This is a genomic window from Haemophilus sp. SZY H36, assembly GCF_018829625.1.
GTDB classification, from domain to species: domain Bacteria; phylum Pseudomonadota; class Gammaproteobacteria; order Enterobacterales; family Pasteurellaceae; genus Haemophilus; species Haemophilus haemolyticus_K.
Map to the genome: position 1 here is coordinate 459,913 of NZ_JAHKKA010000001.1, position 21,787 is coordinate 481,699.

Annotated in this window: 17 protein-coding genes; 10 read left to right on the forward strand and 7 right to left on the reverse strand. The window is 38.8% G+C overall.

What is annotated here, in order from left to right:
• Nucleotides 1-3: 3 nt before the first annotated feature.
• From KP713_RS02050 to nrdB, 5 genes are all read left to right on the forward strand, one after another.
• On the forward strand, nucleotides 4-588 hold the full coding sequence (locus tag KP713_RS02050; protein WP_065264666.1) for a D-sedoheptulose-7-phosphate isomerase: 585 nt from the start codon (nucleotides 4-6) through the stop codon (nucleotides 586-588).
• A 56-nt stretch (nucleotides 589-644) separates the two neighbouring features.
• The gene (gene dolP, locus KP713_RS02055) at nucleotides 645-1,226 is read left to right on the forward strand and encodes a division/outer membrane stress-associated lipid-binding lipoprotein (RefSeq protein WP_065264665.1); all 582 of its coding nucleotides are present in this window, start codon (nucleotides 645-647) and stop codon (nucleotides 1,224-1,226) included.
• A gap of 242 nt (nucleotides 1,227-1,468) precedes the next feature.
• Entirely contained in the window at nucleotides 1,469-3,739 is a 2,271-nt protein-coding gene (gene nrdA, locus KP713_RS02060) for a class 1a ribonucleoside-diphosphate reductase subunit alpha (protein ID WP_215769705.1), read from the forward strand.
• Between the two features lie 11 nt (nucleotides 3,740-3,750).
• The gene (locus KP713_RS02065) at nucleotides 3,751-4,590 is read left to right on the forward strand and encodes an Abi-alpha family protein (protein WP_215769706.1); all 840 of its coding nucleotides are present in this window, start codon (nucleotides 3,751-3,753) and stop codon (nucleotides 4,588-4,590) included.
• Nucleotides 4,591-4,600: 10 nt separating this feature from the next.
• Nucleotides 4,601-5,731: a class Ia ribonucleoside-diphosphate reductase subunit beta gene (gene nrdB, locus KP713_RS02070; protein ID WP_215769707.1), complete on the forward strand. Its 1,131-nt coding sequence runs from the start codon at nucleotides 4,601-4,603 to the stop codon at nucleotides 5,729-5,731.
• 78 nt (nucleotides 5,732-5,809) lie between these two features.
• On the opposite strand, the gene KP713_RS02075 is transcribed toward nrdB, so the two are convergent.
• Nucleotides 5,810-8,080: an NADP-dependent malic enzyme gene (locus KP713_RS02075; RefSeq protein WP_215769708.1), complete on the reverse strand. Its 2,271-nt coding sequence runs from the start codon at nucleotides 8,078-8,080 to the stop codon at nucleotides 5,810-5,812.
• A 196-nt stretch (nucleotides 8,081-8,276) separates the two neighbouring features.
• Between KP713_RS02075 and KP713_RS02080 the strand changes: the two genes are divergently transcribed.
• From KP713_RS02080 to KP713_RS02090, 3 genes are all read left to right on the forward strand, one after another.
• The gene (locus tag KP713_RS02080; protein WP_215769709.1) at nucleotides 8,277-8,897 is read left to right on the forward strand and encodes a DUF1919 domain-containing protein; all 621 of its coding nucleotides are present in this window, start codon (nucleotides 8,277-8,279) and stop codon (nucleotides 8,895-8,897) included.
• Between the two features lie 90 nt (nucleotides 8,898-8,987).
• Nucleotides 8,988-9,686 carry a 16S rRNA pseudouridine(516) synthase RsuA gene (rsuA, locus tag KP713_RS02085; protein ID WP_215769710.1) on the forward strand — a complete coding sequence of 233 codons (699 nt, stop codon included), beginning with the start codon at nucleotides 8,988-8,990 and terminating at the stop codon, nucleotides 9,684-9,686.
• Between the two features lies 1 nt (nucleotide 9,687).
• Entirely contained in the window at nucleotides 9,688-10,890 is a 1,203-nt protein-coding gene (locus KP713_RS02090; protein WP_215769711.1) for a Bcr/CflA family multidrug efflux MFS transporter, read from the forward strand.
• 50 nt (nucleotides 10,891-10,940) lie between these two features.
• On the opposite strand, the gene KP713_RS02095 is transcribed toward KP713_RS02090, so the two are convergent.
• Nucleotides 10,941-11,807 (reverse strand): DMT family transporter, encoded by an 867-nt coding sequence (locus KP713_RS02095; RefSeq protein WP_215769712.1) that lies wholly within the window; start codon nucleotides 11,805-11,807, stop codon nucleotides 10,941-10,943.
• On the reverse strand, nucleotides 11,807-12,607 hold the full coding sequence (locus KP713_RS02100) for an HI_1241 family integral membrane domain (protein ID WP_215769713.1): 801 nt from the start codon (nucleotides 12,605-12,607) through the stop codon (nucleotides 11,807-11,809). Before KP713_RS02100 ends, KP713_RS02095 begins: the two co-directional genes overlap by 1 nt.
• Nucleotides 12,608-12,704: 97 nt before the next feature.
• On the opposite strand from KP713_RS02100, the gene KP713_RS02105 reads away from it, so the two are divergent.
• Nucleotides 12,705-13,367, forward strand: a complete 663-nt coding sequence (locus KP713_RS02105; RefSeq protein WP_005634779.1) for a trimeric intracellular cation channel family protein — start codon at nucleotides 12,705-12,707, stop codon at nucleotides 13,365-13,367.
• A gap of 20 nt (nucleotides 13,368-13,387) precedes the next feature.
• Nucleotides 13,388-14,641 carry a glutamate-5-semialdehyde dehydrogenase gene (gene proA / locus KP713_RS02110; RefSeq protein ID WP_215769714.1) on the forward strand — a complete coding sequence of 418 codons (1,254 nt, stop codon included), beginning with the start codon at nucleotides 13,388-13,390 and terminating at the stop codon, nucleotides 14,639-14,641.
• A 32-nt stretch (nucleotides 14,642-14,673) separates the two neighbouring features.
• On the opposite strand, the gene dnaX is transcribed toward proA, so the two are convergent.
• From dnaX to sucA, 4 genes are all read right to left on the reverse strand, one after another.
• Nucleotides 14,674-16,740: a DNA polymerase III subunit gamma/tau gene (gene dnaX, locus KP713_RS02115; protein ID WP_215769715.1), complete on the reverse strand. Its 2,067-nt coding sequence runs from the start codon at nucleotides 16,738-16,740 to the stop codon at nucleotides 14,674-14,676.
• 11 nt (nucleotides 16,741-16,751) lie between these two features.
• Entirely contained in the window at nucleotides 16,752-17,294 is a 543-nt protein-coding gene (gene apt / locus KP713_RS02120) for an adenine phosphoribosyltransferase (RefSeq protein ID WP_215769716.1), read from the reverse strand.
• A 159-nt stretch (nucleotides 17,295-17,453) separates the two neighbouring features.
• Nucleotides 17,454-18,683 (reverse strand): 2-oxoglutarate dehydrogenase complex dihydrolipoyllysine-residue succinyltransferase, encoded by a 1,230-nt coding sequence (gene odhB, locus KP713_RS02125; RefSeq protein WP_215767838.1) that lies wholly within the window; start codon nucleotides 18,681-18,683, stop codon nucleotides 17,454-17,456.
• Between the two features lie 120 nt (nucleotides 18,684-18,803).
• Nucleotides 18,804-21,611, reverse strand: a complete 2,808-nt coding sequence (sucA, locus tag KP713_RS02130) for a 2-oxoglutarate dehydrogenase E1 component (RefSeq protein ID WP_215769717.1) — start codon at nucleotides 21,609-21,611, stop codon at nucleotides 18,804-18,806.
• Nucleotides 21,612-21,787 lie beyond the last annotated feature (176 nt).

Genomic DNA, 21,787 nt, shown 5'->3' on the forward strand with positions numbered 1-21,787 from the left:
ATAATGTTACAAAAAGTAAAAGATATTTATAGCGAAAGTATTCAAATTCAAATTGCTACGTCTAGTATGCTTTCAGAAAATATTGCTAACGCTACCCAAATGGTGATGCAATGTTTGCTAGGTGGCAATAAAGTGATCGCTTGTGGTGTGTCACGCTCTTATGCCAATGCACAGTTTCTCGTATCTAACTTACTTAATCGATACGATTTGGCAAGACCAAGTTTTCCCTCTGTTCTATTAAGTTTAGAAAGTGCGGTGGGTTCTTCTCTTGTTTTTGAACACTCGCCTGAGGAATTGTATTGTCATCAATTTAATGCCGTTGCCAAACCAGGTGATTTACTTATTGCTTTTGCACCTTTGGGAACAGAAAAAATTGTACTAAACACTATTTCTCATGCAGTAAATAAAGAAATTAATGTCATTGCACTCACTGGCTCTAATAACGATGCAATTCAAGGAATTTTAGCTGATAGTGATTTAGAAATATCGATTCCAGCAACCAAAGAAAGTCGGGTCTTAGAAAACCATCTTTTTGTTATCAATGCCCTTTGTGAATTAGTTGACCATACGTTGTTCCCAGGTGCTTGACAGCACAATAAATCAATTTCAAACTAGCAGTAATTTAATCTCAAAAGGAGTTAATTATGACATTATCCCCGTTAAAAAAACTGGCTATCGTGCTTAGCACAACATTCCTTTTACAAGGCTGTATCGTTGCCGCTCTAGGTGGTGGCGCAGCAGCAGCTAAAGTAGGTACAGATCCTAGAACAGCTGGCACACAAGTAGATGACGAAACACTCGAATTCAAAGTAGAAAATGCCGTTGAAAAAGATGCTCAAATCAAAACTGAAGGTCGTGTAAATGCAGTGTCTTACAATGGTCGAGTACTTTTAATCGGTCAAGTTCCCAATAGTGGTGTAAAAGAAACAGCCGCAGATCTTGCAAAAGGCGTTGAAGGTGTCAATGACATTTATAACGAGCTGACTGTTGGCCCGAAAATCTCTTTTGCACAAATCAGCAAAGACAGTTGGATTACTACTCAAGTTAAATCAAAAATGTTAGTCGATGGTCGAGTTAAAGCAACCGATGTTAAAGTTATTAGCGAAAATGGCGAAGTTTTCCTACTCGGTACAGTGACTCATGCCCAAGCTGATGCTGCCGCAGATATTGCAAGTAAAATCAGTGGCGTGCAAAAAGTAATTAAAGTTTTCAAATATCTCAACTAATCGTCAAAGTGCGGTAAAAATTCAACGAATTTCAATCGCACTTTTCTCATTTTTACAAGTAAAAAATTTAATTTTTGCTCTTTCGAAAAAAACATTTATTTTTAAATAAGTTACCTATTGTCAATAATTCAAGCAAAAAATTTATTGCTTGATCTCAATCAAAAAACACATTACCTTGTGCGTGTTTTTATTAAAAACACTATATCTTGTGTTTAACATCGCATAATAACAAGGGTCGTACAATGAATAAAAGCTTAATGGTAACCAAGCGTGATGGCACGCAGGAACAAATCAATCTTGATAAAATCCACCGTGTGATTACGTGGGCTGCAGAAGGACTGGAGAATGTATCCGTCTCACAAGTGGAATTGCGTTCTCACATTCAGTTTTATGAAGGCATTCGTACTTCAGACATTCACGAAACCATTATTAAAGCAGCTGCGGACTTAATCAGCAAAGATACGCCTGATTATCAATACCTTGCTGCGCGCCTTGCGGTGTTCCATTTGCGTAAAAAGGCTTACGGTCATTTCGATCCGCCGCGTTTATACGATCATGTGAAAAAACTCGTGCGCATGGGCAAATACGATCACGCCTTGTTGGATGATTACACCCGTGAAGAATGGGACACTATGGACGGATTCATCGACCATTGGCGTGATATGACGTTCTCTTATGCTGCCGTAAAACAATTAGAAGGTAAGTATTTAGTTCAAAACCGTGTGACGGGTGAAATCTACGAATCAGCACAATTCCTCTATTTACTGGTTGCCGCTAGTTTATTCTCTAAATATCCAAAAGAAACGCGTTTGGATTATGTAAAACGTTTCTACGATGCAACATCCACCTTCAAAATCTCATTACCAACGCCCATTATGGCGGGCGTGCGTACACCAACTCGTCAATTCAGCTCTTGCGTATTAATTGAATGTGATGACAGCTTAGATTCAATCAATGCAACGGCATCAGCTATTGTGAAATATGTTTCACAACGTGCGGGGATTGGTATTAATGCAGGTGCAATTCGTGCACTAGGCAGTGAGATTCGTGGCGGTGAAGCATTCCATACGGGTTGTATTCCATTCTATAAATATTTCCAAACTGCAGTGAAATCTTGCTCACAGGGTGGCGTTCGTGGCGGTGCTGCGACACTTTATTACCCAATTTGGCACTTAGAAGCAGAAAGCTTACTTGTGTTAAAAAATAACCGTGGTGTAGAAGACAACCGTGTTCGTCATATGGATTATGGCGTCCAATTAAACAAATTAATGTATCAACGCTTAATTAAAGGCGGCGAGATTACTTTATTCAGTCCATCAGATGTACCTGGACTTTATGAAGCATTCTTTGCGGATCAAGACAAATTTGAAGAACTTTACGTAAAATACGAACAAGATCCAACTATCCGCAAACGTACTGTCAAAGCCGTTGAGATTTTCTCTTTATTAATGCAAGAACGTGCATCAACAGGCCGTATCTACATTCAAAACGTAGACCACTGTAATACTCACTCGCCGTTTGATCCACAAGTGGCACCAGTTCGCCAATCTAACTTATGTTTAGAAATCGCGTTACCAACAAAGCCACTTCAGCACATTAATGATGAAAATGGAGAAATCGCACTTTGTACCCTTTCCGCATTTAACTTAGGTAAGATTGAAAACTTAGATGAATTAGAAGAACTTGCCGATCTTGCAGTGCGTTCACTTGATGCATTATTAGATTATCAAGATTACCCTGTGGTGGCGGCAAAACGTAGTTCACTTGCTCGTCGTTCATTAGGTATCGGTGTAATTAACTATGCTTATTATCTTGCGAAAAATGGTGTTCGTTATTCTGATGGTTCAGCTAATGATTTAACTCACCGCACTTTTGAGGCCATTCAATACTATTTATTGAAAGCCTCTATGAACTTAGCAAAAGAGCAAGGTGCTTGCGAATACTTCAATGAAACCACTTATGCAAAAGGCATTTTACCTATTGATACCTATAAGAAAGATTTAGATGCCTTAACTCAAGAGCCGTTACATTATGATTGGGAAAGCTTACGTAAAGATATCCAAGAATTTGGTTTACGTAACTCAACCTTAACTGCCTTAATGCCATCAGAAACATCATCACAAATTTCCAATGCGACTAATGGTATTGAGCCACCGCGTGGTCATGTAAGTATTAAAGCGTCAAAAGATGGCATCCTAAAACAAGTTGTACCTGAATACGAAAACTTAAGCGACAACTACGAATTACTTTGGGATATTCCAAGTAATGACGGCTACTTACATTTAGTCGGTATTATGCAAAAATTCGTAGACCAAGCGATCTCCGCCAACACCAACTACGATCCAAAACGTTTTGAAGACGGTAAAGTACCAATGAAAGTGTTGTTAAAAGATCTTTTAACCGCTTACAAATACGGCTTGAAAACCCTTTACTATCAAAACACCCGTGACGGTGCCGAAGATGCTCAAGAAGATCTTGATGACGGCTGTGCTGGTGGGGCGTGTAAGATTTAAGGAGAAACGCTATGAGTACTGAAGATATTGAAAGAGGTTTAAATCTTATAAAAGCTGATACCCCAACGAATATTCAAGCGATGCTAGATAGTGATAATCCTGATTTAAATGAAGCCGGAAAAATAGAGGCTAGATTAAGAAGAAAAGATGCTGAGAACAAAGAAAAAATTAGAAACTTTCTTCCTTCAATCATCAATAAAATAAAGGATGGAAAAGCTCTTAAAAATATTTCTGATAATTTCAACGATCTTCCAGAGTCAAGAAAAAATAGTATTGCAAATAAATCTTTGAGACTAGCTGAATGTGACAAGCACATTGAAATATCATCGATTCCTGCATTTGCAGATAGTGTAGAAAGATTGCACTATCTAGAAGATGAACCTAATTTAGCAGAGCTATTTGAAGAACTATTGATAAGTATTATTGATTCGTCAAAGAAATATATAAATCATCCAGCGTATGTTGAAGTTCTAAAGCAAATTAGTAATCAGGAAGCACACAATCTTAAGTTAATATTTTCCCATTCGCCAAACTCAATCGCTATATGTAACTTTGGATTTGAGCATCATAATGGTGGAACAATTCCTTTATTAAAATATTGTTTACCCATTCCATTTTCAGAAATACCCGCTCAAGCATTAGAGAACTGGGAAAGGCTAAAACTAATAGAAATTGTAATAGATTTAGAATGGATAACCGATGATAGTTCATATAAGTACATACAAGATATACTAGCTGCACTAGAAAAAGAAAATGCTTCTTACACTGAGCATTTAGAAATAAGAAAAGGTGTTTTAAGATTTACTGAATTTGGCAAAAATTTTGCCAAAGCTGTTGGCATAATAGAATAGGAAAACAAAAATGGCATACACTACTTTCTCACAAAACAAAAACGACCAATTAAAAGAACCGATGTTCTTTGGTCAAAACGTTAACGTTGCGCGTTACGATCAACAAAAATATGAGACGTTTGAAAAGCTCATTGAAAAACAACTCTCTTTCTTCTGGCGTCCAGAAGAAGTAGATGTGTCGCAAGACCGTATCGACTACGCAGCGTTGCCTGAGCATGAAAAACACATTTTCATCAGTAACTTAAAATATCAAACCTTGTTGGATTCCATTCAAGGCCGTAGCCCGAACGTGGCGTTGTTACCGTTGGTATCAATTCCGGAATTAGAAACCTGGATTGAAACTTGGACATTCTCTGAAACCATCCACTCTCGCTCTTACACTCACATTATTCGTAATATTGTGAACGATCCGTCTATTGTGTTTGATGATATCGTGACTAACAAAGAAATCATCAAACGTGCACGTGATATTTCTTCTTACTACGACGATTTAATCCGTGATAGCCAACTTTATAGCCTGTACGGCGAAGGCACTTACACCGTAGATGGCAAAGAATGTGTCGTCACATTGCGTAATTTGAAAAAACAACTTTACCTTTGCTTGATGAGCGTGAACGCACTTGAAGCCATTCGTTTCTATGTGTCTTTCGCGTGCTCCTTTGCCTTTGCAGAACGTCAATTAATGGAAGGTAATGCGAAAATCATTAAATTTATCGCACGTGATGAAGCCTTACATTTAACTGGTACACAGCACATTTTAAATATCATGGCAGCAGGTCAAGACGATCCGGAAATGGCAGAAATTGCGGAAGAATGTAAACAAGAAGCCTATGATTTATTCTTAGCTGCTGCGGAACAAGAAAAAGACTGGGCAGATTATTTGTTCAAAGACGGATCAATGATTGGTTTGAACAAAGATATTTTGGTGCAATACGTGGAATATATCACCAATATCCGTATGCAAGCTGTTGGTCTTCCATTACCATTTGGTGCGCGTTCTAACCCAATTCCATGGATTAACGCATGGTTGGTTTCTGACAATGTGCAAGTGGCGCCACAAGAAGTGGAAGTAAGTTCTTACCTTGTTGGTCAAATTGATTCCAAAGTAGATACCAAGGATTTTGGCGATTTTGATTTATAAAATATTTAGAATCTAGAATCACTTCATATAAAAGGCCCCGCAATAATAACGGGGCCTAATTTATATTTCATTTATCCATTACTCTTGCTGAGCCTTTACTGCCGCATAGGCTACCATATTAATGATTCTACGAACGGATGCACTCGGATTAAGAATATGCGCAGATTTATTCATACCCATTAAGATTGGGCCAACGGTAATTGCCGTAGTGGTGCCGCGTAATAAGCTATAACTAATACGTGATGAGCTCAAATCAGGGAACACCAATAAATTTGCACTTCCTTTTAATGGACTATCAGGCATGACTTCTCTTCTGTGTGCTTCATTCATTGCTAAATCGCCACGCATTTCACCATCAATCATTAAGTGTGGATTGCGCTCATTGACCATATACAATACTTCTCGCATTTTGGGTGCCCCCAATGAATTCGATGAGCCAAAGTTAGAATGAGAAAGTAATGCAATAGCAGGTTCAATACCAAAACGATGAATTTCTTCCGCTGCCATTAACGTAATCTCTGTAAGCTCTTCCGCTGTTGGGTTAGTATTTACATGAGTATCGGTTAAAAATACATTTCCTGTTGGTAATACAAGACTATTTAATGCAGCCGCAACTTTAACGCCATCTTTTAACCCAATAATATCCTTAATAGATGCTAAATGTTTACCATAAGAACCAAATAAACCACATACCAAGCCATCAGCATAGCCCAGACTCACTAAAGTAGATGCAAGCACAGTTGTATTAGAACGCACGACACGTTTTGCGATTGCAGGTGTAATGCCTTTACGTTTAGTAAGTTCGTAGTAATGTTTCCAACATTCTTCATAACGAGGATTATCTTCGTTATCCACAATTTCAAAATCAACACCCGCAGTTAAACGCAAACCAAGTTTTTTAATTTTTTCTTCAATCACACTGCGGCGACCAATTAAGATTGGATTTGCCAAGCCCATTGAAATCACTTCTTGGGTGGCATGCAATGCTTTATTTTCTTCTCCTTCCGCCAAAATAATGCGTTGTTTTGCCGCTTTTGCTTGGCTGAAAATAGGACGCATAAACAAGCTCGTTTTGTAAACAAACTGAGTTAGTTTTTCAACATAAGCATCCCAATTTTGAATTGGACGAGTTGCCACACTAGATTCCATTGCGGCTTTTGCTACCGCTGGCGCGATACGCACAATTAAGCGAGGATCGAATGGACGAGGAATCACATAATCTGCACCAAATGTCGCCCCTTCACCACCGTAAGCAGAAGTTACAACTTCGTTTTGCTCTTCTAACGCAAGGTCAGCAATGGCATAAACTGCCGCACGTTTCATTTCTTCGTTAATAGTAGTCGCGCCCACATCTAATGCGCCACGGAAAATGAATGGGAAACAAAGCACGTTATTTACTTGGTTTGGATAATCAGAGCGACCTGTACATACAATCGCATCAGGACGAACGGCTTTCGCTTCTGGCGGGGTAATTTCAGGATTTGGATTAGCTAAAGCAAGAATAATTGGATGCGCAGCCATGGTTTTCACCATATCTTGTGTAAGCGCACCAGCCGCAGAACAACCTAAGAAAATATCTGCATTTGGAATCGCATCACCAAGTTTACGCCAGCCATTATCTTCAATTGCATAATCTTTTTTGGTTTGATCCATTTTGTCATCACGGCCTTTATATACTACGCCTTTCGAGTCACAAACTGTGATGTTTTCACGTTTCATACCTAAAGAAAGCAATAAGTTCAAGCACGCAATAGATGCAGCGCCCGCACCAGAGGCAACAAGTCGAACATCTTCAATTTTTTTACCTACAATACGAAGAGAATTGATAATCGCAGCAGCACTGATGATCGCCGTACCATGTTGGTCATCATGGAAGACAGGAATATTCATTCTCTCACGCAATTTTTGTTCAATATAGAAACATTCTGGTGCTTTAATATCTTCTAAATTGATCCCACCGAAAGTCGGCTCTAACGAGGCAATAATATCGACAAGTTTATCGGGATCATGTTCATTCACTTCAATATCAAATACGTTGATACCAGCGAATTTTTTGAACAATACGCCCTTCCCTTCCATTACAGGTTTGCCCGCAAGCGCGCCAATATTACCAAGACCAAGTACCGCTGTACCATTGGAAATCACCGCCACTAAATTGCCACGCGCCGTATATTTGTAAGAGGCTGCAGGATCTTTTTCAATTTCTAAACAAGGCTCTGCCACACCCGGTGAATAAGCTAAAGCAAGATCGCGTTGCGTTGCTAATGATTTTGTTGGGGTCACTTCGATTTTTCCAGGAATTGGAAATTCGTGGAAATCCAAGGCTGCTTGACGTAATTGTTCACTCATAATAAATGCTCCATTTTATTGAAACAGGATTGAAATATTACGTCGATTATAGCGGTTTTTTATTCAAAAAATTGTGACAGACTGCAAATTTTCACAAAATCATTACAAAATTTTTTGATGCGAGACATTAGCTAGACTTTTCATTTTTCAGCAAAAAAGGTAGGATTTTCACAAGAGAATCATTGAGGATAATAAAATGAATCCATTTCAAAAACTTAAAAGTGCGGTAAATAAATGTCAAAGATTTTTTATCAATCGTTCATTACAATGTAAATTGACTAACCAAGGCATGACTGTCATTTCTGCCAATTGCGTGGGAGCTTTTATCTTACATGATTTGCACCAGCCGTTTAATTCCCCTTTTGTGAACCTCTATCTCTCACCACAGGATTTTTTGCGTTATTTACAAAATATGGATTTCTACCTCACTCAACCTCTCACATTCGTACAAACAGAAAAAAGTTATCCAGTGGGAAAACTTGCCGATCTTGAAATTCATTTTATGCACTATCACAGTGAGCAAGAAGCCAATAAAAAATGGCAACTTCGCACGTCACGAATGAATTTCGATAATCTTTTTATTATGATGACAGATCGAGACGGAGTCACCGAAAAAGACATTCAACTTTTTGATCAACTTCCTTTCAAAAATAAAGTAATTTTTACTCACAAGCCCTACCCAGCTTTTAAATCGGCTTATTATATAAAAGGCTTCGAGAAGCAAAATCAGGTAGGAGATATTTTTGAATATTCTGGTTGGAATGGGAAAAAATATTACGATCAATTCGATTATGTGAAGTGGTTTAATCAGGCTTAATTGATAAAGGCTGCATTGCAGCCTTTTTTGTTTCGTTCTAAAAGCAAAAACCTGTACAATGCCTAGCGAATTTTAACAAGAGAAAACATAATGAGATTAGATAAATTTATTGCTGAAAATACGGGATTAACGCGTTCTCAGGCAACAAAAGCGATCCGCCAAAGTGTGGTAAAAATTAATGGTGAAATTGTCAAAAGTGGTTCGGTTCAAATTTCACAAGAAGACGAAATTTATTTTGAAGATGAATTATTAACTTGGGTGGAAGAAGGCCAGTATTTTATGTTGAATAAGCCACAAGGCTGTGTTTGTTCTAATGATGACGGCGACTATCCAACTATTTATCAATTTTTTGATTACCCTTTAGCGGGCAAATTACATAGCGCGGGTCGCTTAGATGTGGATACGACAGGTCTCGTATTGCTTACCGATGATGGACAATGGTCACATCGCATCACTTCTCCAAAACATCATTGTGAAAAAACCTATTTGGTGACATTAGCTGATCCCGTAGAAGAAAATTATGCCACAGCTTGTGCAGAAGGCATTTTATTACGCGGAGAAAAAGAGCCCACTAAACCAGCAAAATTAGAAATTTTAGATGATTACAATGTGAATCTGACCATTTCTGAAGGTCGCTATCATCAAGTAAAACGTATGTTTGCCGCACTTGGGAATAAAGTCGTTGGATTACATCGCTGGAAAATTGGGGATGTTGTGTTAGATGAATCCTTAGAAGAAGGCGAATTCCGCCCATTGACTCAAAGTGAAATCGAAAGTTTGGTGAAATAAAATGAGTCAGCAAAAATCTACTTTTATCTTTATTCTTACGCTCGGCATTCTCTCCATGCTACCGCCTTTTGGCGTGGATATGTATTTGCCGTCTTTTTTAGAAATTGCAAAAGATCTCGGCGTGAGTCCAGAACAAGTACAATACACGCTCACCTCTTTTGCTTATGGCATGGCGTTTGGTCAGCTTTTCTGGGGGCCTTTTGGTGATAGTTTCGGACGAAAACCAATTATTTTACTCGGTGTCATTGTAGGCGCACTAACAGCTTTAGTACTCACCGAAATAAATTCAGTCGGAAATTTCACCGCACTTCGTTTTGTGCAAGGTTTCTTTGGTGCCGCACCTGTTGTGCTTTCCGGCGCATTATTGCGTGATTTATTTAGTAAAGATCAGCTATCCAAAGTGATGTCCACCATCACATTAGTATTTATGCTTGCACCTTTAGTTGCGCCAATTATTGGTGGTTACATCGTTAAATTTTTCCATTGGCATGCGATTTTTTATGTTATTTCACTTGTGGGATTATTAGCCGCAGCATTGGTCTTTTTCATCATTCCAGAAACCCATAAAAAAGAAAATCGCATTCCACTGCGCCTAAATATTATCGCTCGCAATTTCCTTCTACTTTGGAAGCAAAAAGAAGTGCTCGGCTACATGTTTGCCGCCTCTTTTGGATTTGGTGGGTTGTTTGCTTTTGTTACTGCAGGATCAATTGTCTATATCGGCATTTATGGAGTTCCCGTCGATCAGTTCGGTTACTTCTTCATGATGAATATCATTACAATGATCTTTGCCTCCTTTTTGAATAGCCGATTTGTCACTAAAGTGGGCGCAGAAACAATGTTACGGATAGCCCTCACAATTCAATTCCTTTCTGGAATGTGGCTAATTTTAACCGCACTTTTAGATCTCGGATTTTGGCCAATGGCAATTGGCGTTGCCTTTTTCGTCGGTCCAAACCCTGTGATTTCCTCAAATGCAATGGCATCAGCTTTAGAAAGATGTCCTCAAATGGCGGGAACTGCAAATTCTTTGATTGGCAGCGTACGTTTTGCAGTGGGTGCAATTATGGGAAGTTTAGTTGCGTCAATGAAAATGGATACCGCCGCACCAATGCTCTTTACTATGGGGGCATGTGTCGCGATTTCTGTATTGGCATATTACTTTCTAACCAGCCGAAATCTTAAAAAATCTGTGGGAAAATAAGCTCACAATTCATTAATGTTCCCTCAATGTTAGTGAGGGAACATTAATTTCTAACGTTTCGATCCTAAATAAATCGCAAATAAAGTGAGCAATGCACCAAGCCATTGCCAAAGATTAATCGCTTTATCCAAATAAAAATAATCAATCAACAATGCAGCTACTGGCTCAGTGAATAACAATAATCCAGTAACACTTAGCGAAAGCAAAGGGATTGAATAAGCAATCATACCCCAAGCAATGCACTGCATTACTGCACCGTAAATGAAGACTAATCCCCAATCCTGCCATGTTGTTGGATAAAGATTGTTTGAATTGAAAATTAAAGACGGGATAAACAGCGCTAAAGCACCGCTCAGACTGATCATTAACATCAACGGAAATAATGCTATTGGCTCTTCTTGATGGACTTTTTTCACCATCACCATAGAACCAGCTAACATTACCGCTGAAATTAAACCAATCACAATGCCATAAATGCCGTCAATATTATGCTGTAATTCTTCAACTGAAATTAACGCCACACCAAGCACAGCTAAAAATAAGCTAAGTATTTGTAGTTTACTTTGACGTTCTGCAAAAAAGACAAAACCAATGGCAGCTAAACAAAAAATTTGCAAGCTATTTAATAAAGTTGAAATGCCTGGGCCTACGGCGTAAATACTTTCATGCCAAAAGGCAAGATCAAACGCTAAAAATACTCCAGAAAGTGCGGCAAAAAATAAGGCTTTTTTACTTTTGGGAAAAGGTTGGCGTTTTAGTTTCATTAAAAAATAGAAAATGCCTGATGCAATTAATAATCGCCAAAAAGCAATTGCATAAGCACCGACAGGCACAAACTTAACAATTAAGCTACCTAACCCAAATAAAATACAGCCTACCATCAACATCAAAGAGGCAATATTATTTTGCTTTTCCATTAAACAAAGACCATCCATAACGGCAAGCAAACCGCAATAAATAATAGGATAAATAAACTATTGGCAGATAATTTCCACTTTTGGAAACTATGTAGAATCAGAATAGCTGCAATAACAAAATGGCAAACAAAATAAATGATGTAAGCGAAAATACTGTCAGAATAAACCGCACTTTCCATGCCATTTAAAAGTAAAAATAAAAACATTGCCAAAGCATTCAAGACGAGCAATATAATCATGGCTAAGGGAAACAATGCAATAAAACCTTGTAAACGATTTCGTGCAATAACCAGCGCAAGATTTGCCAAAATCACGCCAGATAAAATCGGTGCAAACGGGTTATATTCCGCAAAATTACTCGCAGAAAGCACGGTAAAAATCATTAAGTAACTCAAGCAACCTAAACCCGCAATTAATGCAGCCATCAATAAAAAACTGTTACGGATTTTTTCAGTTTTTGGTTGTTTCCAAATAAAATACACGACGGAAAGACCACATACGCTCATCACATTAGTAAGCGTGTAATTATTCTGTAATAGGCTTATCAGCAACCACACCGCCCAATAAATAGCAAAAGTCAGATTCACTTTAATTAAACGACCACGTTGTCCTGGGCAAATTTCGCCGCGATAAAACACCAACAAAGAAATTAACTGTGCAACCAACACACCTACACCTAAATAAGGCATTGTTTGCTTTTCAGGTTGCAAAGAAAAAATAAATAGATCGATGCCAAGCACCATTGAGATCGATAATACCGCAAGCAATGCCGCGATATATTTAGAAGATTGTTCTGACATAATTTTGACGTCTGAAAAAATAATGCGCCATTATGCTAAAAATTCATTAAATTTTAAAGTAGAATGAAACCAATTATAACCGCACTTAGGTACATGAATGTTACTTAGTATTTTATATATCATCGGTATCACCGCTGAAGGAATGACTGGTGCACTTGCGGCTGGTCGTGAAAAAATGGATATTTTTGGCGTGATAATTATCGCATCCGTTACTGCCATTGGTGGCGGCTCTGTGCGTGATGTACTACTCGGACATTACCCTCTCGGCTGGGTTAAGCATCCAGAATATTTTTTAATGGTGGCAAGTGCTGCGGTGATTACCGTATATGTCGCGCCATTCATCAACCATTTTATGCGCTACTTCCGCACTATTTTCTTGGTGCTCGATGCCATGGGTTTAGTGGTGTATTCCATTATTGGTGCACAAATTGCGATGGATATGGGACATAGCCTCACCATTGTAAGTATTGCAGGCTGTATTACAGGTGCCTTTGGCGGGGTTCTACGCGATATGCTATGCAATCGAATTCCTCTCGTGTTCCAAAAAGAACTCTATGCCAGCATTGCGCTATTTGCCACACTGACTTATTACGCATTAAGCACACTTCAAGTAGAACATACACTTGCTGTGTTACTCACACTTATTAGCAGCTTTACTTTACGCCTTTTAGCTATTCATTTCGAATGGGGATTGCCAGTGTTTAATTACCAAGAACTCACATCGGAAGAACAAGATAAGCTGCCAAATAAAAAGAAATAAATACAATAAAGGAAATAACTATGTTAGAACAAATGGGTAAACAAGCCAAAGATGCGGCATTTATCTTGGCTCAACTCACCACTGCTGAAAAAAATCGTGCATTATCCATTATTGCAGAACAACTCGAACAACAATCACCGCTTATCTTAGCTGAAAACGCAAAAGATATTGACCTTGCCAAACAAAATGGATTATCAGATGCCTTGATTGATCGCCTACTGCTCACGCAAGAACGTTTGCAAGGCATTGCTAATGATGTACGCCACGTTATTTCACTTTCAGATCCTGTGGGGAAAATCATAGACGGCGGTACATTGGATAACGGACTTAAAATCGAACGCGTACGCACTCCGCTCGGCGTCATTGGCACAATTTATGAGGCTCGCCCAAATGTAACCATTGATGTGGCAAGTCTTTGCCTTAAAACGGGTAATGCAGTAATTTTACGCGGTGGTAAAGAAACGCAGTTTTCTAACAAGATCTTAATCGAAGTTGTGCAAAATGCTTTAGAGCAAGCAGGCTTACCAAAATTTGCTGTGCAAGCCATTACCGATCCAAACCGTGAACTCGTTATGCAATTATTAAAACTAGATCGCTATGTGGATATGATTATTCCTCGTGGTGGCGCGGGTTTACATGAATTGTGTAAACAACATTCGACTATTCCTGTTATTGTAGGTGGCGTGGGTGTTTGCCATACTTTCGTTGAAGAAAGTGCGGATCAAAATAAAGCGATTTTTGTTATTGATAACGCCAAAACACAACGCCCAAGCACCTGTAACACATTAGAGACATTGTTAGTTCAACATTCTATTGCTGAAGAATTTTTACCCAAACTCGTCTCTCACCTCGCATCCAAAAATGTAAAATATCATGCAAAATCCACCGCACTTAATATATTGAAACAAGCAGGTGCGAATGTCCGCGAAGTGACTGAAAAAGAATTACGCGAAGAATGGGGATCATTGGATTTGAATGTCGTTGTTGTAGAAGATATTCATGCCGCTATTGGGCATATTCGCCAATATGGTACGCAACATTCTGAAAGTATTTTAACTTCCTCACAAAACTTAGCGCGTCAATTTATCAATCAAGTCGATGCCGCTGCCGTTTATGTGAATGCAAGCACACGCTTTACTGATGGCGGACAATTTGGATTAGGCGCAGAAGTTGCCGTGAGTACCCAAAAACTTCACGCTCGTGGCCCAATGGGATTAGAAGCATTAACAAGTTATAAATGGGTTTGTGAGGGAGACTATACTGTACGTGGATAATGCGTTCTGAATAAATAAAGATCAAGCTATAGCTAAACTGGACGAATACTCTCTACGTCTAGTTTAGCATCAAACTCTTTCTGTAAAAGTAGAATTTTATTGTCTTGTTGAAGTGCGGTTCTCGCTTGCTCCCGTAAGGTTTGATAAATATTACGGCGATATTCCATCGGTGTGGTGACAGAACTGTCATCAATATTAATTTTTATATGAATAGCCTTACCTTGAAGTTTACTTAATGCTTCAGTTAAATGCTTGATACTTCTCTCTTGGCGTAGATGGGATTTTTCTGAATGTAATCCAAGATTGATTTCATCATCAGTTTCACTTTGTAAGAAACAATTTAACGCTAATTCTTTGCTAAATCCTGTTACCCCTGAACGTTCCACTATATCAGCCCACTCATCTTGTTGTTGAGTTTGGGTAATGATTTTTAAACGTAATTCAGGCGTAATATCTTTTAAAATCGCCTGTTTTATATCAGAAGGGCGAACGCCTGTATCGGCTTTAGCAAGCTCTGGATTACTCCATTCCCAACGATAAGTCTCTGCATCTAAAATCTCCCGTTCTTCCTGCATTATTTCGGCATTATCCTCCATAGAATTTTCAACAATAGCTACGTCTTTAGCCATACTAGCTATTTGAGGAGAAAAAGAGGAAAGTTTTTCATTTTTTAATTTTGGTACAGACATTTCGCGCACAGGAAGTGCGGTCATTTTTTTATTCGATTTTTCTTCGTCTAGTTCTTGGATGTGATGTAAAGTCTCACTTACTGCAGCTAATGATTCAGCTTTATGTTCTTGACGTTCTTGATTTTCCAGTTGTGTTAAATGTTCAAGCGCATCTAAAGCTGAAAAACTTGCCAAATTTGGAATGCCTGTTTTATTTGATTTTGCTTGAGAATAAGCTGATTTGATATTTTGCGACAGTACTGGCACATCGACATAATTACCTGTATTTTCAACCGCACCTGGAGTTGATAGCGGTGGAGTAATTGTAGTGTTAGCCTTTGGTACTGCCGTAAGGAACTTTGGGTGGAATGCCAATGCCCTCAATAATGTCATTTCTGTGCCAATACGACGGTTTGGCGCATTTGATAAGTCTTTTCTACCAGAAACAATCACTTGATAAAAAAACTGAACATCTTCTGGAGAGATATGTTTGGCTAAAAATGAAAAATGTTCATTGTCATCTGAAGATTTTTGTGGAAGAAGTTGCATGAGTGCAATTTGATGTAATTTTTCTGCACATTCACCAAGTAATTTATCCCAATCACCTGCCGCATCTGCAACTTTTTGCAGTGTTCGCATTAATAGTTCACCATTACCTTGGTGTAAAGCGTACAAAATGTCAACAGAATAGTTATCATCAAGCAATCCTAACATATTGCTTACAACACTATTAGTAACTTGTTGGTCACCCATAGCAATGGCTTGATCGGTTAAACTTAAGCTATCACGAATACTTCCTTGCGCCGCTTTTGCAAGTTTAACTAACGCAGGATCTTCAAAAGGAATATTTTCTTGCGTCAAAATACCGGCAAGATGCTGGGAGATTTGCGTTTCATCTAATGCTTTGAGATGAAATTGTAAACAGCGAGAAAGAATAGTTACAGGTAATTTTTGTGGATCCGTTGTCGCGAGTAAGAATTTTACATATTCTGGTGGTTCTTCCAACGTCTTGAGCAACGCATTAAATGAATGACGAGATAGCATATGGACTTCATCGATTAAGTAAACCTTAAATCTGCCCACAACTGGTTTATATTGCACGTTATCTAATAATTCGCGCGTGTCTTCAACTTTTGTGCGGGATGCCGCGTCAATTTCAATTAAATCAATGAAATTGCCTTGCTCAATCGCTTTACAATTTTCACATTCACCACAAGGCGTAGCCGTTATACCATGTACGCAATTTAATCCTTTTGCAAATAATCTGGCAATAGAGGTTTTCCCTACACCACGGGTGCCTGAAAAGAGGTAAGCGTGATGTAGTCGATTATCTTTTAATCCATTTGCTAATGCCGTGATAATGTGTTCTTGCCCAACAACATCAGAAAATGTTTTTGGCCGCCACTTTCTGGCTAAGACTTGATAGCTCATCGAATCCTTAATTAATGACCTTCAAAATTGACGAGTGTATAGCAATCAACGCCCAAATTATTTAAGCGTTTTTCGCCACCTAATTCAGGTAAATTAATCACAAATGCAGCGTGTTTTACCGCTCCACCTAAACGTTGCACTAATTTTACTGTTGCTTCAACGGTGCCGCCTGTTGCTAATAAATCATCAATGATTAAAACATTGTCACCTTCTGAAATTGCATCAACGTGCATTTCCAAAGTATCTTGACCATATTCTAATTGATAAGATTGAGAAATAGTTTCGCGCGGTAATTTTTTAGGTTTACGTACTAATTCAAAAGGTAAACCAAGTGCTAGGGCAACAGGTGCGCCAAAAATAAAACCACGAGATTCGGTTCCAAGCACTTTGGTAAGTCCTTTGTCACGATATTGTTCCACAATAAGATCTATTGTTGCTTTAAAAGCTGATGGAACTTCTAAAAGGCTGGTAATATCACGAAAGATAATGCCTTCTTTTGGATAGTTAGGAATTGATTTGATAGAAGATTTTATTAAATCAAGTTGTGTCGTCATAAATATTGCTCACAAAGTGCGGTTAAGAAAATAAATATTTTTGGATAGGCATTCTATCATAAAAACGCAAAAAATATGCGTCATACCAAAATTTCATACAACCAAAGTTGAATTTAAATAAAGTATAACGCATATCTGTATTTAACGTTTTTATAAAAACTAAATTTCCAATAATAATCTTGTTGGGTCTTCCAATAATTCTTTAATCGTTACCAAGAAACCAACAGATTCACGGCCATCAATTAAGCGATGATCGTAAGATAAAGCAAGGTACATCATCGGACGAATCACAACTTGACCATTAAGCGCAATCGGGCGTTCTTTAATTGCATGCATTCCTAAAATCGCACTTTGTGGTGGATTGATAATTGGGGTGGACATAAGAGAACCAAACACGCCGCCATTTGTAATGGTAAAGTTGCCTCCTGTGAGATCTTCTACAGTCAATTTGCCATCACGACCTTTTTCAGCTAATGCTTTAATTTGTTTTTCAATATCAGCCATACTGAGCTTATCGCAATCACGAAGCACTGGTGTGACTAATCCACGTGGAGTGGAAACCGCGATACTAATATCAAAATAGTTATGGTAAACAACATCATCCCCATCAATAGAAGCATTAACTTCAGGATAACGTTTCAATGCTTCCACAACCGCTTTGATATAAAAAGACATAAATCCTAAACGAACACCATGCTGTTTTTCAAATTTTTCGCCGTAGGTTTTGCGCAAAGTCATTATCGGCTGCATATCCACTTCATTGAAAGTAGTAAGCATTGCTGTACTATTTTTGGCTTCCAGTAAACGTTCAGCAATACGTTTACGCAAACGGGTCATTGGCACACGTTTTTCAGAACGTGCACTATAAGCTACCGTACTAATTGTATTTTGCTCAGTGGCAACTTCTTGTTTCGCTTGCAGTGCTTGTCGTTTTGCGATTTCACGTTCAATATCTTCACGTGTTAAACGACCGCCAACACCCGAACCTTGAATTTGATCGGCTTGTAAATCATGTTCTGCCAATAAACGGCGAATCGCAGGGCCTTGATCCGCATTATGATTATGACTATTTTCAATCGCTGCATGTTGACGATCAGATGGTGTAGGTTCATTCGTTGCTTTTAACGTCGTGGAACTGACATCCCCTTCTTGAGCCGTAGAAATTTTTCCTAGCAGCTGTTTACTCACCACAGTTTCGCCCTCAGCTTGAACAACTTCTGCCAGTACGCCATCAGAAAGTGCGGGTACTTCTAGCACGACTTTATCCGTTTCAATTTCTACAATAACTTCATCACGTTTCACAGTATCGCCTACTTTTTTATGCCAAGTAGCAACGGTTGCATCCGCAACTGATTCAGGTAGGTCTGGAACAAGAATTTCAATGGTCATTTTATTTTCCTTATCTCTTAAAGTGCAACTTATTGCACTGAATTACTCTTTTACTTTTTATCCAGGATGCAACAAGTACACCTGTAAATTTATAAAAATATCTTAATTTTTAACCGCACTTTATAGGGTTAACGCATCTTCCACTAACTGTTTTTGCTGTTTAGTGTGAAGCGACATATAACCCACAGCAGGCGAAGCTGAAGCTGGACGCCCTGCATATTTGAGTTTAACGGATTCTGGAATTGCTGATTCAAAATTATGTTTACTGCAATACCAAGCCCCTTGGTTAAGTGGTTCTTCTTGACACCATACGAAATCAGTCACGTGTGCATAAGGCGCAAGTGCTTTCTTCACATCCTCATGCGGGAATGGATAAAGCTGCTCAATGCGGATAATCGCTACATCTTTCTGATTATTCGCACGACGTTGTTCAAGTAAATCGTAATAAACTTTACCTGAACACATTACCACACGTTTTACGTCTTTAGGATCAAGCTCGTCAATTTCTCCAATTACCGTTTGGAAAGCTCCATTAATCAACTCATCTAAACTGGATACAGCCAATGGATGACGTAACAAAGATTTTGGAGAAATGGCAATCAATGGACGGCGCATTTTACGTAAAGATTGACGGCGCAACATATGGTACACCTGTGCTGGCGTTGATGGCACACAGACCTGCATATTTTGTTCAGCACAAAGTTGCAAATAACGTTCAAGGCGGGCGGAAGAATGTTCTGGACCTTGTCCCTCATAGCCATGAGGCAATAACATAACTAAACCACACATTCTGCCCCATTTTTGTTCGCCAGAGCTAATAAATTGGTCGATAACAATTTGTGCACCATTAGCAAAATCGCCAAATTGCGCTTCCCAAATGGTTAAAGTTTTTGGATCTGTTGTTGCATAGCCATATTCAAAAGCAAGTACGGACTCTTCTGAAAGTACAGAATCCCATACTTCAAAACGACCTTGGTTAGCATGCAAATGTGTCAATGGCACATATCCCGTACCATCATTTTGATTATGCACAACGGCATGACGATGGAAAAAGGTTCCGCGCCCTGCATCTTCACCTGATAAACGAACATTAACACCTTCATCAAGTAAGGTTGCATAAGCCATGGTTTCAGCCATACCCCAGTCGAGCAACTTCTCGCCTTGATACATTGCTTTACGATCATTATAGATTTTTTCTACACGAGGATGCGCACGTAAACTTTCTGGATATTCACACACACGTTTAGCAAGCGTTAAAAAACGTTCCTGTGAAAATTTGCTTTCATACGGCGCAGTCCAATCATAGTTGAGATATTGCAACCAATCCATTTTTGCCGTATCCATTTCTCGCCATTCTGATACAACTCGATCACCATTATCTAGCGCATCACGATAATCATTCGCCATCTCGGTGACTTGTTCTTCAGTCATCACGCCTTCTGAAACTAAGCGATCTGCATAAACTTTACGCGGTGTAGGATGTTTTTTGATGATGCTATACATCATTGGCTGAGTAGCTAATGGTTCATCAGCTTCGTTATGACCATGACGGCGATAAGAAATCAAATCAATAAAAATATCTCGTTTGAATAAATTACGGTATTCCACCGCCATACGCGCAGCAAAAGCCACCGCTTCAGGATCATCACCATTAACATGAATAATCGGCGCTTGAATCATTTTCGCAATATCGGTGCAATACTCTGTAGAACGCGTGTCATTCGGATTAGATGTCGTAAAACCAATTTGGTTATTAATCACGATACGAATGGTACCGCCCACACTGTAACCACGGGCATTTGACATATTCAATGTTTCTTGAACAACACCCTGCCCAGCTACAGCGGAATCACCATGTACTGTAATCGCTAAAACTTGACTACGCGTTGTATCATTAATGCGAGTCTGCCTTGAACGCACAGAGCCCACCACAACTGGACTTACAATTTCCAAATGAGATGGATTAAATGCCAAAGTTAAGTGAACTCGCTTATCATCCACTGCGAAATCAGAAGAAAAACCTTGATGATATTTCACATCTCCCGTACGTTCACTCGAATGTTTACCCGCAAATTCATCAAATAAATCCTCAGGCTTTTTACCTAATACATTCACGAGCATATTCAAACGCCCACGGTGTGCCATTCCCATTACCACATCATTTACCCCTTGGCGACTGGCATGACGGATAATTTCTTTCATCAATGGAATAAACGCATCACTTCCTTCTAAGGAAAAGCGTTTCGCCCCCGGGAATTTTGCACCTAGATAACGTTCTAAACCGTCTGCAGCTGTCAGTTCACGAAGAAAATTGACACGTTCCTCTGATGTAAAAAGCGGTTTCTCTAACACACTTTCCATCTTGCTCTGAAGCCAAGTTTTCTGTGCCATATCTTGCACATGCATAAACTCCAAACCAATTGAGCCACAATATGTCTCTTTCAACATTTGAGCTAACTCACCAAGCTTAATGGTATCGCGTTTGTAAACGTAATGATTAATATTGAAGGTTTCGTTGAGATCTTGTTCAGTAAAACCGTGATGACGATAATCTAATTCAGGGACGGAAGAGACTTTCCAACGATAATAATTGAGGGGATCGAGATTCGCCTCTAAATGGCCACGAAAACGATAGGCATTGATAAATTGTAGAACTTTCACCAATTTTGCACCAGCAGCAGGATCTATCACTGTCACCGCTTCATTATGATTTTCTCGCGCCAAACGACGAAAATAATCTCGCACTGGTGTATGAGGCTGTTCAAGTGCGGTCATTTTTGGTAAAGAATCAAAAGTGGCTCGCCAGCTTTCCTCCACCGACTGCGGATCACTCAAATAGCTTTCATAAAGTTCTTCTATATAAGATTGATTTGCACCGCCTAATGCTGTGCTAGCTAACCAATCATCAAATGCCTTGTTTTGTTGCATAATTACCTCTTAATTATCAGTGATGTCTCACTTCTTTTTTTCATTATACATAGGATTTCATTAGAAATAATCCCCAAAATCGAAATTGTTATAGATTTATTAGCCAATTCAAATATTTAGTCTAGTAGATTTCTATAAAATACTCATATAACGAAAAAGGCGGAAAATCCGCCTTT